This is a genomic window from uncultured Microbulbifer sp., assembly GCF_947504145.1.
In the GTDB taxonomy this organism is placed as follows: Bacteria; Pseudomonadota; Gammaproteobacteria; order Pseudomonadales; family Cellvibrionaceae; genus Microbulbifer.
This window is the reverse complement of the sequence record NZ_CANNGQ010000004.1, coordinates 1-14767: the sequence shown is the minus strand read 5'-3', so window position 1 is coordinate 14767 and position 14767 is coordinate 1. Positions and strand designations below refer to the sequence as shown.

Annotated in this window: 14 protein-coding genes; 7 read left to right on the top strand and 7 right to left on the bottom strand. The window is 60.5% G+C overall.

The genetic code is table 11. The features are described 5' to 3' along the window. Positions 1-89 precede the first annotated feature (89 nt). Together Q1A74_RS13470 and Q1A74_RS13465 are read left to right on the top strand one after the other, a co-directional pair. A complete protein-coding gene (locus tag Q1A74_RS13470; RefSeq protein ID WP_299597061.1) occupies positions 90-1049 on the top strand; it encodes a response regulator in 960 nt (319 codons plus the stop codon). Between the two features lie 185 nt (positions 1050-1234). Then, positions 1235-1600 carry a response regulator transcription factor gene (locus Q1A74_RS13465; RefSeq protein ID WP_299597058.1) on the top strand — a complete coding sequence of 122 codons (366 nt, stop codon included), beginning with the start codon at positions 1235-1237 and terminating at the stop codon, positions 1598-1600. Between the two features lie 50 nt (positions 1601-1650). Here the strand turns inward: Q1A74_RS13465 and hemB are convergent, their stop codons facing one another. The 5 genes from hemB to Q1A74_RS13440 form a co-directional block, all read right to left on the bottom strand. Further along, on the bottom strand, positions 1651-2661 hold the full coding sequence (gene hemB / locus Q1A74_RS13460) for a porphobilinogen synthase (protein WP_299597055.1): 1011 nt from the start codon (positions 2659-2661) through the stop codon (positions 1651-1653). Between the two features lie 11 nt (positions 2662-2672). Continuing rightward, complete coding sequence (hemL, locus tag Q1A74_RS13455; protein WP_299597052.1) at positions 2673-3956, bottom strand: glutamate-1-semialdehyde 2,1-aminomutase; 1284 nt, start codon at positions 3954-3956, stop codon at positions 2673-2675. 201 nt (positions 3957-4157) lie between these two features. Further along, a complete protein-coding gene (locus Q1A74_RS13450) occupies positions 4158-4949 on the bottom strand; it encodes a hydroxymethylpyrimidine/phosphomethylpyrimidine kinase (RefSeq protein WP_299597049.1) in 792 nt (263 codons plus the stop codon). Between the two features lie 105 nt (positions 4950-5054). Next, complete coding sequence (gene hemJ / locus Q1A74_RS13445) at positions 5055-5477, bottom strand: protoporphyrinogen oxidase HemJ (RefSeq protein WP_299597046.1); 423 nt, start codon at positions 5475-5477, stop codon at positions 5055-5057. A 77-nt stretch (positions 5478-5554) separates the two neighbouring features. After that, the gene (locus Q1A74_RS13440) at positions 5555-7291 is read right to left on the bottom strand and encodes a chloride channel protein (RefSeq protein WP_299597043.1); all 1737 of its coding nucleotides are present in this window, start codon (positions 7289-7291) and stop codon (positions 5555-5557) included. A gap of 208 nt (positions 7292-7499) precedes the next feature. Here Q1A74_RS13440 and argC point away from each other — a divergent pair, with 208 nt between their 5' ends. The 4 genes from argC (at position 7500) to erpA (ending at position 10381) form a co-directional block, all read left to right on the top strand. After that, positions 7500-8555 carry an N-acetyl-gamma-glutamyl-phosphate reductase gene (gene argC / locus Q1A74_RS13435; protein ID WP_299597041.1) on the top strand — a complete coding sequence of 352 codons (1056 nt, stop codon included), beginning with the start codon at positions 7500-7502 and terminating at the stop codon, positions 8553-8555. A gap of 75 nt (positions 8556-8630) precedes the next feature. After that, positions 8631-9371 carry a DUF6776 family protein gene (locus Q1A74_RS13430; RefSeq protein ID WP_299597038.1) on the top strand — a complete coding sequence of 247 codons (741 nt, stop codon included), beginning with the start codon at positions 8631-8633 and terminating at the stop codon, positions 9369-9371. A 101-nt stretch (positions 9372-9472) separates the two neighbouring features. Next, a complete protein-coding gene (locus Q1A74_RS13425; RefSeq protein WP_299597036.1) occupies positions 9473-9883 on the top strand; it encodes a polymer-forming cytoskeletal protein in 411 nt (136 codons plus the stop codon). 144 nt (positions 9884-10027) lie between these two features. After that, a complete protein-coding gene (gene erpA, locus Q1A74_RS13420) occupies positions 10028-10381 on the top strand; it encodes an iron-sulfur cluster insertion protein ErpA (RefSeq protein ID WP_299597033.1) in 354 nt (117 codons plus the stop codon). Between the two features lie 34 nt (positions 10382-10415). Here erpA and Q1A74_RS13415 read toward each other — a convergent pair whose 3' ends face one another. Next, positions 10416-11528 carry an anhydro-N-acetylmuramic acid kinase gene (locus Q1A74_RS13415; RefSeq protein WP_299597030.1) on the bottom strand — a complete coding sequence of 371 codons (1113 nt, stop codon included), beginning with the start codon at positions 11526-11528 and terminating at the stop codon, positions 10416-10418. Next, complete coding sequence (locus Q1A74_RS13410) at positions 11529-12908, bottom strand: peptidoglycan DD-metalloendopeptidase family protein (protein ID WP_299597027.1); 1380 nt, start codon at positions 12906-12908, stop codon at positions 11529-11531. 328 nt (positions 12909-13236) lie between these two features. On the opposite strand from Q1A74_RS13410, the gene tyrS reads away from it, so the two are divergent. Next, positions 13237-14544 carry a tyrosine--tRNA ligase gene (gene tyrS, locus Q1A74_RS13405; RefSeq protein ID WP_299597024.1) on the top strand — a complete coding sequence of 436 codons (1308 nt, stop codon included), beginning with the start codon at positions 13237-13239 and terminating at the stop codon, positions 14542-14544. The last annotated feature ends 223 nt before the right edge of the window (positions 14545-14767 follow it).

Sequence of the window (14767 nt, the reverse complement as noted above, 5' to 3'; positions counted from 1 at the left end):
CGAGCGGTTACAGCGGGCTGGCCATACGATCAGACGATCGTTCATAATCCACCGCTGAACACGCTTCCTCTTTTCCAGACATCTGACCAATGCAGTACCGTTTTGACAAGTTTGTTCTGGACTCGGAGCAACTTTACCTCACGGTCGACGACAAACCCGTCGACGCCGATGCGCGACAGCTGCAGCTGATATCGCTCCTGATCCAATGTTACCCCGACTGCTGTGAGCACGACGCCCTGCTGGCACAGCTGTGGCCGAGTACCGTGGTTTCGCAATGGTCCCTGGGGCGGCTGGTATCCGATACCCGCAAGTTATTTCGCGAGCTGGGCTACGAGGGCCCGGTGATCCAGACGCTGCACGGACGCGGCTACCGCCTGTCCCCGGAGCTGGCTGAGCAGCTGCTAGCGGGAACTCCAGAGCCTGAAATGGGGCAACCTGCAGGGGGACGCTCGGAAGTTGTTTTGCCTGAACCGGCTTTGCCGCCCGCGGGGAAGTCCGCGGCTCCGGCTCCCGTTGCCCCAGCGCCGATCTATCGGCGATTGTGGCTGGGAATGGGCCTGCTGGTTCTGATAACCGCGCTGGTGGTTTACCTGGTAACCGCCCGCCGTATCCCGGATAACGGCGCACCGCTGGTGATCGGCGAAGCCGCGGATGTGCGTGGGCGCATCCTGTGGGTTGATGACCACCCGGGAAACAATCTCAGCGAGCGCAGTCACTTTGAATCCCTGCGCATCGCCGTCTATATCGCCACCAATACAGAAGATGCCCTGACGCTCCTGTCGATGTACCGCTACGATGCGGTGATCTCGGATATGGGGCGCGGCAGTGAGCCGCTGGCAGGTTTCAAATTGATGGAGCAGCTGCGCGCACGGCGGGATCAGACCCCTTACTTCCTGTATACCATCATGCCTTCCGAGTCCCAGCGGGCGCTGGTCAAGCGGCGCGGGGGCAATGGTGTTGCCGTCACCTCCGATGAGCTCTACGGGATGTTGCTTCCGCTGTTTGAGCGGCCGCTGGCTGAACCGCTACCCGCTGCTACGGACCAGTAAGCAATCTTTTCGACGTTTTTTTCCTTTCGTTTTCTCCCGTCACTTTGCTCCGTTTGAATCGGTGAAAGCCCCGCCAGCCGGGCGTTTCAAAACAATTCAAAAGCTTTCAAAGACGCCTGTTACGTCTTCCCGGTAGATTTCATCGCCATGCTGTTTTGGCATCGGCAATGAACTGGAGGGAGGCTATGTTGGGATCGGGTTTGGGCGTGTTGATTGCCGGTCAGCGGGGCGCCGAGTTGCCGGCGAAGGCGCCACAAGCGGGCAAGCAAGAGGCGAGCAGTGTTGGGGAGAGCAGCCGGATGCCTGCATCGGTGACCACACTGATGCCGAGAGCCCACGAAGCGGCGCAACTGGCGGGAGCACTGTTCACTGCGCGGGAGCGTCAGGTGTTGTCTCTGGTTGCCGGGGGCGCCACCAGTGTCGAGATTGCCAAGCACCTGAACATCTCGGTGCACACGGTCAAAAACCACCGTAAAAACCTGCTGCGTAAAGCGGGTTGCCGAAACGCCGGGCAGTTGATCACCAAGTGTTCGGCAATGGGGATGATCTGACCTGATCAGAGCAGGCCTGCAATCGCGAGCCGGCCTGGTCCGACGGGTGGTCAGCGTTGTAGAAGCTTTGCGGCTTCTTCGGCAAAGTAAGTCAGTACACCATCGGCGCCGGCGCGCTTGAAGCCCAGCAGGGATTCCAGAATCACCGCCTCGCGCGCCAGCCAGCCATTCTCGAATGCGGCGCAGTGCATGGCGTATTCACCACTCACCTGGTAAGCGAAGGTGGGCACCTTCAGTTCGTCCTTTACCCGTCGCACCACGTCCAGATACGGCATGCCCGGCTTCACCATGATCATGTCCGCCCCTTCCGCCAGGTCCAGTGCACACTCGTGCAGGGCCTCGTCGCCGTTGGCGGGGTCCATCTGATAGCTGAACTTGTTCGCGCCCTTCAGGTTGCCGGCAGAACCGACTGCATCGCGAAACGGACCGTAGTAGCTGGAAGCATATTTCGCGGCGTAGGACATGATCTGGGTATTCACATGGCCATCCCGCTCGAGCGCGCGGCGCACCGCACCAATGCGCCCGTCCATCATGTCCGAGGGCGCCACGACATCGGCACCGGCTTCCGCGTGAGACAGCGCCTGCTGCACCAGCACCTCCACCGTATCGTCGTTGACGATGTAACCGGCGTCGTTCATCAGTCCGTCCTGGCCGTGGCTGGTGAACGGGTCCAGAGCCACGTCGGTGATCACACCCAGTTCCGGCGCGGCATCTTTCAGCGCGCGCACCGCGCGTTGCGCGAGGCCGTCCTTGTCGTAGGCAGCGCGTGCGTCGTCGGACTTGGCCGAAGGATCGACCACCGGGAACAGCGCTACCGCAGGAATGCCCAGTTTGATCAGCTTCTTCGCTTTGGCGGTGAGCAGGTCCACGGTCAATCGCTCAACGCCCGGCATGGAGGCGATCTGCTGGGTTTCGCTGCGCCCCTCGATCACAAACAGCGGCAGGATCAGGTCATCAGTGCTCAGGCGATTTTCTCGTACCAGGCGGCGCGAGAATTCGTTCGCGCGCAGGCGGCGCGGGCGGCTGTGCGGGTAGGGGCCGCGATGTGAAGAAAAAGTCATGGGCGCCCCGCTTACTTTAGTTTGGCGAAAACATTTTTCGCCGCTTGAATGGTGGCATCAATGTCTGCGTCGCTGTGGGCGGCGGACATAAAGCCAGCCTCATAAGAAGCGGGCGCCAGATACACACCTTCTTCCAGCATGCCGTGGAAGAAACGGTTGAAGCGCTCGGTGTCGCAGGCCATGACCTGTTGGTAATTGCTCACCTGCTCCGCATCGGTAAAGAAGAATCCGAACATACTGCCCACCTTGTTGGCGGTGAGCGGAATGCCGGCTTCTTTTGCCGCGCCAAGAACACCTTCCACCAGACGGTCGGTTTTTGCGGTCAGTGTGTCGTAGAGGCCCTCTTCCTGAATCAGCTGCAGGGTTTCGAGTCCCGCCACCATCGCCATGGGGTTACCGGACAAGGTGCCGGCCTGATAGACAGGGCCCAGCGGGGCGATCTGCTCCATGATCTCGCGTTTGCCGCCGAAGGCGCCCACCGGCATACCGCCGCCGATCACCTTGCCGAGGGTGGTGATGTCGGCCTCGATTCCGTAGTGGCCCTGGGCGCCGGTGAGGCTGACGCGGAAGCCGGTCATTACCTCATCCAGAATCAGCACAGCGCCGGATTGGTCACACACCTCGCGCAGGGTTTCCAGGAACCCTGGCAGCGGTGGAATGCAGTTCATATTGCCCGCCACCGGCTCGACGATGATGCAGGCAATCTGGTCGCCGATTTCGGCGAAGCATTTTTTCACACCCTCGATATCGTTGTAGGTAAGGGTGATGGTGTGGTCGGCGAGTGCAGCGGGGACGCCGGGGGAGGACGGCACACCCATGGTGAGCGCGCCGGAGCCCGCCTTGACCAGCAGGGAGTCGGAGTGGCCGTGGTAGCAGCCTTCGAATTTCACGATCTTGTCGCGGCCGGTGTAGCCGCGGGCCAGGCGAATGGCGCTCATGGTCGCTTCGGTGCCGGAGTTGACGAAGCGCACCAGATCCATGTTTGGCCATACCCGGCAAAGTTCTTCCGCCAGTTCGGTTTCCAGTTCCGTGGGCGCGCCGAAGCTCAGGCCGGATTGGGCCTGTTCGATTACCGCGTCGATCACGTCCGGATGGGCGTGGCCCAGCACCATCGGCCCCCAGGACTGTACGTAATCGATGTAGCGTTTTTCGTCCGCATCAAACAGGTAGGCGCCCTCGGCGCGCTCGATAAATACCGGGGTGCCGCCCACCGCGCGGAAGGCGCGCACCGGCGAGTTGACGCCGCCTGGGATGACTTTCTGGGCTTCGGCAAAGAGGGATTCGGATTTGCTCATAGAGATTCGGACACCGGATTTGGAGTGGTGAAGGGAGGTTCGGGATTGGAAATTGCGCGTATTATCCGCGCCGCGGGCGGCAGTCGCAAACGGTGAACAAGCCCCCAGGGTAGATAAGCGCAGCGCATCCACCATCGGTCATCGTTGGTTACGGGGAATTCGGCGGATACGCTGGCGCTTATCCACCCGGCAAAAGGGGGGCTAGTCCTTGCAGGTCCAGAACAGGCGGTTGGGTACCGGTCGCCCCATCCCCAGGCGGCGGCTGCCGGCAATGGCGCTCCAGGTGAACTGCTGGCTGCGATTGACCGCTTCCAGCATGGTCAGCCCGTGGGCGATATGGCAGGCGATGGCCGTGGTGAGGGTGCCGCATGCACCGTAGCTGGCTGGAGGCAAGCGCTGCCAGCGAAATTCGCGCACCAGTCCGCGCACGTCGTACAAGCGATTTTCCAGTTGCTGGTCGCCAGCGGGCACACCGGTCAGCAGCAGATAGCGGCAGCCACTTTCCAGGAGTTCCTGGGCCTGGGCGTCGTGCACGTCGGCTTCACCGGCCATGGCGCGGGCTTCGCGTCTGTTCGGTGCCACCAGGGTTGCCAGTGGCAATATCAGGTCGCACATGGCGCGCCAGAGCGGAGGCGCCAGGACGCTTTCTTTGTCGGCGAGGGTGGCGTCCGGGTCGATGATCAGCGGGATATCCGGGTAGTCCCGCAACACGCTGTGCAGGGCGTGCACATTTTCCACCGAGCCCAGATAGCCGATCTTGATGGCGGCCACCGGCATATCTTCGAGCACGGCGCGGGCCTGCTCTACCAGCAGGTTTTCGTCTACCGGCGCCACACCCGCCAGGTCGCTGGTATCGCCCACGGTAATGGCGGATACCACGGAGGCACAGTGGCAGCCGAGGCTGGCGGCAGTTTCCGTATCCGCAGCGATGCCGGCACTGCCACTGGGGTCGTGGTGGGTTACGGTTAGAACGATGGGCTGGCGTGTATCCATGAGCGTTTGGGAACTCCTCGCAGGTTTCCTAATTCTAGTCTCGTCATACACCGGGGCGGCGTGGCCGGGTAGCCTCGCGCGCCCCTGTTACCGCGGATGCGTCGGTTAAAAGGGCTTCACCACTGCGAGAATGACGATGGCCAGCAGTGCCAGCACCGGCAGCTCGTTGAAAATGCGGAAATAGCGCCCGCTTTTGGTCATGGTCCCGGCGGCGAATTTCTTCACGTAGCTACCGCAGATGTGGTGGTAGCCGATCAACAGGACCACCAGCGTCAGTTTGGCGTGGAGCCAGGCCGCGGACTTGTAGTATTCCGGGTTGAAGGTGGTCAGCCAGATGCCGAACACGATCGTGGCGATCATAGAAGGTGTGGCGATCCCCCGATACAAGCGGCGCTCCATAATTTGAAAGCGGTCTTTGCTGAGCGCGTCGGTGGCATCCACGTGGTACACGAACAGGCGCGGCAGGTAGAAGAGTGCGGCAAACCAGCACACCATGGATACTATATGAAAAGCCTGGATCCAAAGCATCGTTGCTCCTTAATCCGGAACGCATTCCGGTTTGTTCCGTTATTGTTTTACTACCTTCGCTTTGCCGCTGATCAGCGCTACTGGCGATAATAGTGTTCGATATGCTGCGGCAGGATGATACCCGCCACATCGGTATCCAGTACACCGGTACTGCCGTGATCGTAATCCCGCCCGATATACAGCGCGCCGGCACCCTGGCTTTCCAGCTGTTGCTGGGCTTCCAGTAATGTGGCGCGCCAGCTTAGTGGTGCCAGTTGCAGTCGCTCACCGGGTAGGCGCAGCAGATCAATTTTTTCCGCCTCTTTCTGTCTGTCTTCTTCGCGCTCATGTTCGGGCTCTTTCACCGGGCGCTGAAGAAAATTGGCCAGGTCTGCGGTACGCAGCGCCTGTGGGGCCTCGTCGCCGCCGATCAGTAGCCACGCCGGTTGTTGTTCAATCAGGCGCTCCGCCTGCGCTCTTTCCAGCAGGCGCGGCGTTGTCGCCACTGCTCGCTCCATCACGCTGGCGACGCCTACCCGGCTCAGCATCTGCGCGCGCCAGCTGGGGGTGCCGCTTTTTCCGAGCGCCTTGAGCGATTCCTGATAGATACCCTCACTGCCGAATAACTGCCGGCTGACCAGGCAGGCGACCACAATCGTCATCATGCCGGGGAACAGGACATTCGGGTTGTAGGTGAGTTCGAGAATCGTCAGTAGAGCGGCCAGGGGCGCGTTGAGCAGTGCGGCCATCATCGCCGCCATCCCCACCATGGCATACAGGCCCGGACTGGCGGTGGCTGCTCCCAGCCACAGGTTCGCCAGGTGTCCCGCGGCTCCGCCCACGCAGGCGCCCAGGATCAGGCTCGGGCCGATAACGCCGCCGGGAATGCCCAGCCCTGTCGCCAGTGCCGTGGCCGCAAGCTTGGCCAGTACAATCGCGAAGAGCGCGGCGATACCGAGCTGTCCGAGCATGGCCAGCTCCAGGGTGTCATAGCCCGTACCGAGAATTTCCGGCACCCACAATGCCAGTATGCCGGTCGCGGTTCCCGCCACAAGGAATCTCGGTATTGGCGAATGTTTCTGTTGCAGTGGGACCAGGTGGCGTTGGCTGAAAATAAACAGAGAGGCCAGTGCGCCGATGATCAGTGCCGCCACAAACAGAATGGGTAGCTCTGCCAGGGATTGCAATTGCGAGGCTGGTACGCTGAATGCAGCCTGGTGGCCAAACGCCAGGCGGGTAGCGGCGCTGCCGCTAACCGCGGCAATCATCACCGGCAGGAAGCCGGCGACCGTATATTCCAGCATCACCACTTCCATGGCGAAGATCACTCCCGCCAGGGGCGTATTGAACGAAGCGGCGATGGCCGCCGCCACGCCGCAGGCGAGCAGGGTGCGCGCGGAGTTGTCTGGCAGTCGCAGCCGCTGCGCTACCCAGCTGCCACTGGCTGCCCCCAGGTGCACCGACGGGCCCTCGCGGCCGATGGACTGGCCGCTGAGCAGTGCCAGTGCGCCGCCAAAGAACTGCAATACCGCGTTCTTGATGGGCATGCGGCCCTGGTGGTTGTGCAGCCGGTCCAGTACATGCACCACACCGGTCGGCCGTCCCGAGGGGGCCACCCAGTGAAACAGCAGGCCCAGTACCAGCGCACCGGCCACCGGTAGGCCGAAGCGCCACGCCGCGGACAGCGATTCAAAATCTTCCAGTTGCGGCAAATAAAAGATCGCCGGCCCCTCGCTCAGCTGGCGGAAACTGATCACGACCAGTCCGGCGCATACGCCGATCACCAGCGCAAGGAATACCAGCAGGGCCAGTGCCTGCTGTGCTGAGAGCTTCACCCGGGCCCGCTCGAGCAAACCTGACTGGCGCTGGCTAGGCAGGGCGGAGAGTAAAGTTTCGGGATCTGGCTGCTGGCGAGGCCGCACGGTTAGTCCTTTAAGTTCGATGGCTTATGGTAAAGTGCTCGGCTCAGTATACAGGGGCGATCACCCGCCATCAGGCAGCGGTGGCGGCCCCGCGAAGGATTTGGATCATCGAGGAGTGAACGTGAGCGTCATCAAAGCGGCAATTGTAGGTGGGACGGGTTATACGGGCGTGGAATTGCTGCGCCTGTTGTCTGGCCATTCACAGGTGGAAGTGCGCGCAATCACGTCGCGAGCGGAAGCCGGCACGCCCGTCGCGGAACTCTTCCCCAGCCTTCGCGGTCACTACGACCTGAAGTTCAGCGCGCCGGATGTAGACGAACTCGCCCAGTGTGATGTGGTGTTTTTCGCCACCCCGCACGGCGTTGCCCAGGCCCAGGTGCCCCAGCTGGTGTCGCGCGGTGTGCGTGTGATCGATCTATCGGCGGATTTCCGCCTGCAGGATATCCCCACCTGGGAGCAGTGGTACGGGCAGGAACACGCCTGCCCGGAGCTGGCTGCGCAGGCGGTGTACGGGCTTCCGGAAGTGAACCGAGCGCAGATTGGCAGCGCGCAGTTGATCGCCTGTCCCGGCTGCTATCCCACAGCCATTCAGCTGGGTTTTATTCCGCTGCTGGAGGCTGGGCTGGTGGAGCCGAGTGGTCTGATCGCCAACGCTGCCAGTGGTGCCAGCGGTGCCGGTCGCCAGGGCAAGACCGATCTGCTGTTTGCGGAGAACAACGACAGTTTCCGCGCCTACGCGGCCGCCGGTCACAGGCACCTGCCGGAAATCGAGCAGGGCCTTGCTCAGGCCGCCGATGGTAAGGTGGATATGACCTTTGTGCCTCACCTGCTGCCGATGGTGCGCGGTATCCACGCTACCCTGTACGCCAGGCTGAAAGACCCGGCTGCGGCTGAGGCGACTCAGGAGGCGCTGCAGTTACTGTTTGAGCAGCGCTATGCGTCCGAGCCGTTCGTAGATGTCATGCCCGCCGGCAGCCACCCGCAGACCCGCAGTGTGCGTGGTACCAATATGTGCCGAATCGCGGTTTTACGGCCTCAAAACAGGGATACCGTTGTTGTCCTTTCGGTCATCGATAACCTGGCCAAGGGGGCGTCCGCGCAGGCGGTGCAGAACCTGAACATCATGTTTGGCTTAAATGAGAACCAGGGGCTGGAGAGCCCGGCATTGCTGCCTTAGAATCGAAGGCTGTAGCAGAACAAGAAAATACGCGACACCGCGAAAATACTATTCAGATAACGATATTTACAACTCATGGCGCGTAAAGTTAAAGGCAGTAAACAGTATCGCATGAAGGTGGTGCCCCACAGGCCCATCCACGGCGTATTCTCTGTGCTGGGGGTGACCATGCTGGTGTTGTCCACCAGTGCGGGGGCCTTCTTTGCCGGGCAGTATCAGCTGAGTAAAAGCCTGGACGAAAAGACCCGCGCGCATATCCGGTCGCAGGACGAAGTGGATCGCCTGCGCACCGAGATCGAAAACCTGCGGGTAAGGGCGGCCACCGCAGAGCAGTCTGTGGCTATCGGCGAGCAGGCCAGCGAGTCGGTGCGCGGAGAGCTGGTTGCGAAAGAGAACCAGATTGCCGAATTGCGTCAGGAAATATCGTTTTACCGCGGCATCATGGCGCCCTCTGAGGGCAGCGACGGCGTGTCCATTGGCCGCTTCAGTATTTCCGAGGCCGGAGAGCGTCGCTACCAGTACAAGTTGCTGGTACAGCAGTCCGCCGCTCGCCACCAGGTGGTGACCGGTGCCGTGCGTTTCACAATTGTCGGTCAGGTCGATGGTGAGGCCCGTCGCTATGCGCTGGCGGATCTGTCCTCGCAGGTGGACAGTGAGTCCATTCCGCTGCGCTTCAAGTATTTCCAGAATATCGAGGGAGAGTTGCAGTTGCCGGAAGGCTTTGTACCGGAAGGTGTCGAACTGTCGCTCAAATCCAGCAAGCGCAAAGGGTTCAGTATTGACCAGCGTTACGGCTGGCTGGTGCAGCAGAGCTGATTTCTGAAGCGGGCGCGCTGGCGCGCTCTCAGTGGAGTTACCAGGCTCCACGCAATTCACGAGGTTTTGGTTGAATTATGTTGAAAAAGAAAGAGAAAACTATGGCTAACACTGGTGGTAATCACACGACTCTGATCGCCCGTCATACCGAAGTTACCGGTGATCTGCACTTTCGCGGCAACCTGGTAGTGGAAGGCCGGGTAAACGGAAATGTATGCGCCCACAGTGACAGCGATGCCCGCCTGCAGATTGTTGATGGCGGTGTGGTCGAAGGTGAGATTCGTGTGCCCAACGTGGTGGTCAACGGCAATGTGAAAGGTGATGTTCACGCCAGCGGGCACCTGGAGCTGGCTTCCAAAGCCATCGTCGAAGGTAATGTGCACTACAAGTTGATCGAAATGGTGAAGGGTGCCCAGGTGAATGGCTCCCTGGTCTCCAACGTAGAAGTGGATGACACCAGCGAGCCGCGTATGCTCGGCTACTCCGAAGAGGCCATTGTCGACGCGGAATAACGCGACTGGTGAAACCCGGTCTGATGGGCAATACTTGACCTGTTTGCTGGGTTTTACCCATAATGCGCCCGCACCGCTGCCATTCGGCAGTGGGCAGCCCCCTCGCGTGAGGGCCGGGCTGCGAACCTGTTTCGAGAGTGATTTATGTCTGAAGCTGTTTCCTTTTCTCCCGATCCAATTCAGGTGACCGAGAAGGCCGTTGCCAAGGTCAAAGGCCTGCTGGAGGAGGAAGGTAATCCGGAACTGAAGCTGCGCGTCTTCGTGACTGGCGGTGGCTGTTCAGGCTTCCAGTACGGTTTTACCTTCGATGAGCTGGTGGCAGAAGATGATGCCGTAGTGGCAAAAGAAGGCATCGAAGTGCTTGTAGACGCGATGAGCTACCCGTATCTGGTGGGTGCCAGTGTGGATTATGAAGAGGGGTTGTCCGGCTCCCGCTTTGTAGTGCAAAACCCGAACGCTTCTGCAACCTGTGGCTGCGGCTCTTCCTTCTCCATCTGAACCTTATCTGAGCTTGCTCAGCTGAAAGGTCCGATCAGGCGGAAAATATACCGCCCAGTATTGCCTCTTTTTCTGCCCCGGTAACTGCGGGGCAGTTGCCATTCAGGCCGAGCATAGTCTGCCGCGCCAGCCAGGCAAACCCTGCCCCCTCTACCCAATCCGCATTGATCCCGTAATCGTCCGTGGCCGCGACCGACCAGGTTGGCAGGCGGCGGCGCAGGCGGTGCATCAGATCCTGATTGCGCGCTCCACCACCGCACACCAGCAGTTCACCGCCGCGGGCAAATTCGTGCACACCGTCGGCAATGGAGGCTGCGGTGACTTCGGCAAGCGTGGCCTGGATGTCGGCGGGGGGCACTTCCAGCCCCGCGCAGGCGCGCTCCAGCCAGGATGGGTTGAAGGCTTCCCGGCCAGTGCTCTTGGGTGCGGGTGCGGAAAAATAAGTGTCGGACAGGAGGCGGTTGAGCAGTTCCGGGTGCGGTGTGCCACTCGCCGCCCAGGCGCCGTCTGCATCGTACGCTTCGCCCCGGTGCAGATTCACCCAGTAGTCCAGCAGGGCATTGCCCGGCCCGGTATCGTATCCGCGCACTCTGCCGTCGGCGGCAAGTTCGGTGATATTCGCCATACCGCCAATATTGACCACAGCCCGGTCGCGATCGGTGCGGAATACGGCATTGTGGAAAGCGGGCATCAGTGGCGCGCCGTGGCCGCCAAGCGCCATGTCGCGGCGGCGGAAGTCTGCCACAGTGGTGATGCCGGTAAGGGCGGCGATGGTGTTGGGGTCGCCCAGCTGGACGGAGAAAGCGGTAGAAACACTGCCCGGCGGGCGGTGCCTTACAGTTTGGCCGTGGCTGCCGATGGCCGTGACAGCGGAGGGTTTGACCTTCGCTTCCTGCAGCACGGCCAGGGTGGCTGCGGCAAATTCTTGGCCGAGTTGTCGGTCGAGCTGCCCCGCGCGGTCCAGTTCAGACGGTCCCGGTGCGCACAGCGCGAGGATGGCCTCGCGCATGGAGGGTGAGATAGGGTGCCCGAGGGCGGCCCGGGTCTGGCACTGCAGCTGGCCCTCAGTCTCGGAAAATTCCACCAGCACGGCGTCGATACAGTCGACGCTGGTGCCCGACATCAGGCCAATGTAGAGGTCCGTCATTCAGTTTACGGAGTCCTTCTCATCGGCGTTCTGCGCCAGTGCCGGTTGCTCGAAGCGCTCTAGCTGCGCCATCAGCGGCTGAGTCTGGGTCTGGAAGCGGGCCATTTCGGATTGCGGGATGGCTTTCGCTTTGGGCAACTTGCGCACGATGGTGGCCGGGTTGCGGTGATGGCCGTCCACCAGGAACTCGTAGTGCAGGTGTGGGCCTGTGGCATAGCCGGTGGCACCCACCGTGCCGATCACCTGGCGCTGCTTGACCCGTTGGCCGCGCTTCACGTTGCGCTTGTTCAGGTGCAGGTAGCGTGTGATATAGCGCTCGCCGTGCTGGATAAAGACGTAATTGCCATTGGCTCTGGTGTAGCCCGCTTTGATGACTCGGCCGTCACCGGCTGAGTAAACCGGTGTACCGCGCGGCGCGGCGTAGTCGGTACCGTTGTGTGGGCGGCGGGTCTTGTGGATCGGGTGCAGGCGGCGCGGATTGAAGTGGGAGCTGATGCGGGCAAAGTCCACCGGGGTACGGATGAATGCCTTGCGCATGCTCTTGCCGTCAGGGGTGTAGTAGTTGGTGTCGCCGTTGCTGTCGGTATAGCGTACCGCGCTGAAGGTCTTGCCTTGGTTGGTGAAGGTCACTGCCTGAATAGCGCCGTTGCCGATCTTTTCACCGTCGAGAAACTCTTCGTCAAACACAACGCTGAACTTGTCGCCCTTGCGGATATCCAGAGCGAAGTCGATATCCGAACCGAAGATGTCCGCCATCTCCATAATCAGGTTGTTGCTCAGTCCCGCCTTGCTCCCATCCACAAACAGGGAGTTGGTGATCTCCGCCTGGCGGAATGCGGTGTAGCGTTCCGGGTCGCGCTGGTGGAGTGCATATTTGTACTCGTTGGAATTGTCGCGGCTGAATTCCACCTTGCTCAGGCGATCGCGGTGCAATTCGAGGCTCTGCAGGCTGCCTTCGCCGTCGATCTGGAAGGTGAGCTCTTCACCGGGAACCAGTCTGGCGAGCTGCTTTGCTTCCTGGCCGCTGGATAGCAGCTGGTACATCTCGGCGCTGCTGATCCCCGCGCGCTGAAACAGATCGGACAGGGTATCCCCGTTACGCACGGTTTCCTGCACGACGCGCAAGCCTTCCATCACGCTTGGTGGCGCTGCAGCGGCGGTCGTGGGCGCTTCAGGCTGCTCGTGAATCTGCTGTACCGCGGATTCAGGCAGGCTGAGCGACACCTCGAGCGCGGTGCGTTTGGCTTCCACGTCTGGAGTGGAGATAAACAGGGTCAGCGCCAACGCAAAGCTGGCGACGCCGGCTGCCAGAGCGTGGGTGCGAGGAAAGTGTTTGCCCAGTGCGCCCAGCAGGCGTGGGTTTTTGCGGTGATCTTGCATGATACTAAACGAGTGCGCTGACAGTGATTGTTATGGAGTTCTGGCCCAGTTGTTGAGGCTGATGCCTAAAAAACGAACACCGGGGCGACTTTATAACAAAATTCCCGCCGTGGTTCACGGGGTAATTGACCTGACTGTCCATGATTCAGTTCCTCTGCCTTGCAGACAAATTCAAGCGCGCTGGTCGATGTGCGGGGTTTCCGCGCCAGCGCCCGGCCGCGCTTGTATTTACCGCAGGATTCGGTACATTTGCAGCCCAATTTTTGCCCGCCAACTCAGGTTGTCCGGGCTTTCTTGAGCACATCTGAACTTACCGCAAGGGGATACAATGGCCGGAGTGGATGCGACACTGCTGGAAGACCTTACGCGCCGTGGGCTGGTCAATCAGGCCACCGGTGATGGCGAATTGGAACAGCACCTGGCGGAAGGCAGTCGCACACTCTATTGCGGCTTTGATCCCACTGCGGATTCCCTGCATATAGGCAGTCTAGTCCCGCTGCTGACGCTCAAGAGGTTTCAGGCGGCAGGACATAAGCCAATCGCGCTGGTTGGCGGCGCAACCGGCCTGATTGGCGACCCTTCCTTCAAGGCCCAGGAGCGCTCCCTCAACACCCCGGACGTGGTATCCAACTGGGTGGACAAGATAAAGGCGCAGGTTAGTGCTTTTGTCGATTTTGACGCCGGCGCAAACAGCGGTCTGGTTGCCAACAATCTCGATTGGACCAAAGATCTGAATGTGCTCGATTTCCTGCGGGACGTAGGCAAGCACTTCTCCATCAATAATATGGTGAACAAGGAGTCCGTCAAGCAGCGGATCGAGCGCGAGGGTGAGGGTATTTCCTTTACCGAGTTTGCCTACATTCTTTTACAGTCCATGGACTTCTCGGAACTGTACAAGCGCCACAACTGTACCTTGCAGATTGGTGGCTCGGATCAATGGGGCAATATCACCGGCGGGGTAGACCTGACCCGTCGCCAGCATCGCGGCAAGGTGTTTGGTTTGACCCTCCCGTTGGTGACCAAGTCCGATGGCACCAAATTCGGCAAGACCGAAGGCGGTACCATCTGGCTGGATCCGCAGCGCACGTCGCCTTACGCCTTCTATCAGTTCTGGTTGAATACCGCCGACGCCGATGTGTACAAGTTCCTGCGCTACTTCACCTTCCTCAGTGTGGATGCCATCGATGAAATCGAGAAGGCAGATGGCGAGCGCGCCGGGCGCCCGGAAGGTCAGGGTATCCTGGCGAAAGAGGTGACGCGACTGGTGCACGGCGAGGAGGGGCTGCTTGCGGCCGAACGTATCTCGCAAGCCCTGTTCTCCGGAAACATTGATGATCTGTCGGCGAGCGACCTCGAGCAGTTGCGGCTGGATGGCTTGCCCAGCTCTGACCTGCCTGCCGAATTTGGTGAGCAGAGCCTGATTCAGCTGTTGGTCGATGCGGGCATGGCGCCTTCCGGCAAGCCGGTAAAGGATGCACTGGGTCGCAACGCGGTACTGGTCAACGGTGCCGGTGTTGGGCTGGAGAGCAATGGGGATCCGGCGGCGGTATTTTCCGCCGATAGAGCCCTGCACAAGCGTTTCTTTATCGTTCGCCTGGGCAAGAAGAAATATCACCTGTTTTCAGTGGCGAGTTGATCGCAATTTAAGCGGTCTTGGGTCGGAATATGCTTTTTTACAGTTTTGTCATAAAAGTGCTTGCGCCGCCCCCGCCAGGTTCGTATAGTTCGCGCCCTCGCTGCTTGAGCGGCAACGCAAAGCGCGGCGAGATGGCAAGATAAGCAATTGATTTTCAACGAGTTTTTCTCGGAAAAAGAAATTCAAAAAGCCCTTGCCAAGGTCGAAGAGGTCGCTATAATGC

Excerpts from the sequence above, each read along its gene's own strand:
- Q1A74_RS13415 (WP_299597030.1), bottom strand. The coding sequence starts at position 11,528 with ATGACGGACCTCTACATTGGCCTGATGTCGGGCACCAGCGTCGACTGT.
- Q1A74_RS13430 (WP_299597038.1), top strand. The coding sequence starts at position 8,631 with ATGGCGCGTAAAGTTAAAGGCAGTAAACAGTATCGCATGAAGGTGGTG.
- Q1A74_RS13450 (WP_299597049.1), bottom strand. The coding sequence starts at position 4,949 with ATGGATACACGCCAGCCCATCGTTCTAACCGTAACCCACCACGACCCC.
- Q1A74_RS13465 (WP_299597058.1), top strand. The coding sequence starts at position 1,235 with ATGTTGGGATCGGGTTTGGGCGTGTTGATTGCCGGTCAGCGGGGCGCC.
- hemB (WP_299597055.1), bottom strand. The coding sequence starts at position 2,661 with ATGACTTTTTCTTCACATCGCGGCCCCTACCCGCACAGCCGCCCGCGC.
- erpA (WP_299597033.1), top strand. The coding sequence starts at position 10,028 with ATGTCTGAAGCTGTTTCCTTTTCTCCCGATCCAATTCAGGTGACCGAG.
- hemL (WP_299597052.1), bottom strand. The coding sequence starts at position 3,956 with ATGAGCAAATCCGAATCCCTCTTTGCCGAAGCCCAGAAAGTCATCCCA.
- Q1A74_RS13410 (WP_299597027.1), bottom strand. The coding sequence starts at position 12,908 with ATGCAAGATCACCGCAAAAACCCACGCCTGCTGGGCGCACTGGGCAAA.
- Q1A74_RS13470 (WP_299597061.1), top strand. The coding sequence starts at position 90 with ATGCAGTACCGTTTTGACAAGTTTGTTCTGGACTCGGAGCAACTTTAC.
- tyrS (WP_299597024.1), top strand. The coding sequence starts at position 13,237 with ATGGCCGGAGTGGATGCGACACTGCTGGAAGACCTTACGCGCCGTGGG.
- Q1A74_RS13425 (WP_299597036.1), top strand. The coding sequence starts at position 9,473 with ATGGCTAACACTGGTGGTAATCACACGACTCTGATCGCCCGTCATACC.
- hemJ (WP_299597046.1), bottom strand. The coding sequence starts at position 5,477 with ATGCTTTGGATCCAGGCTTTTCATATAGTATCCATGGTGTGCTGGTTT.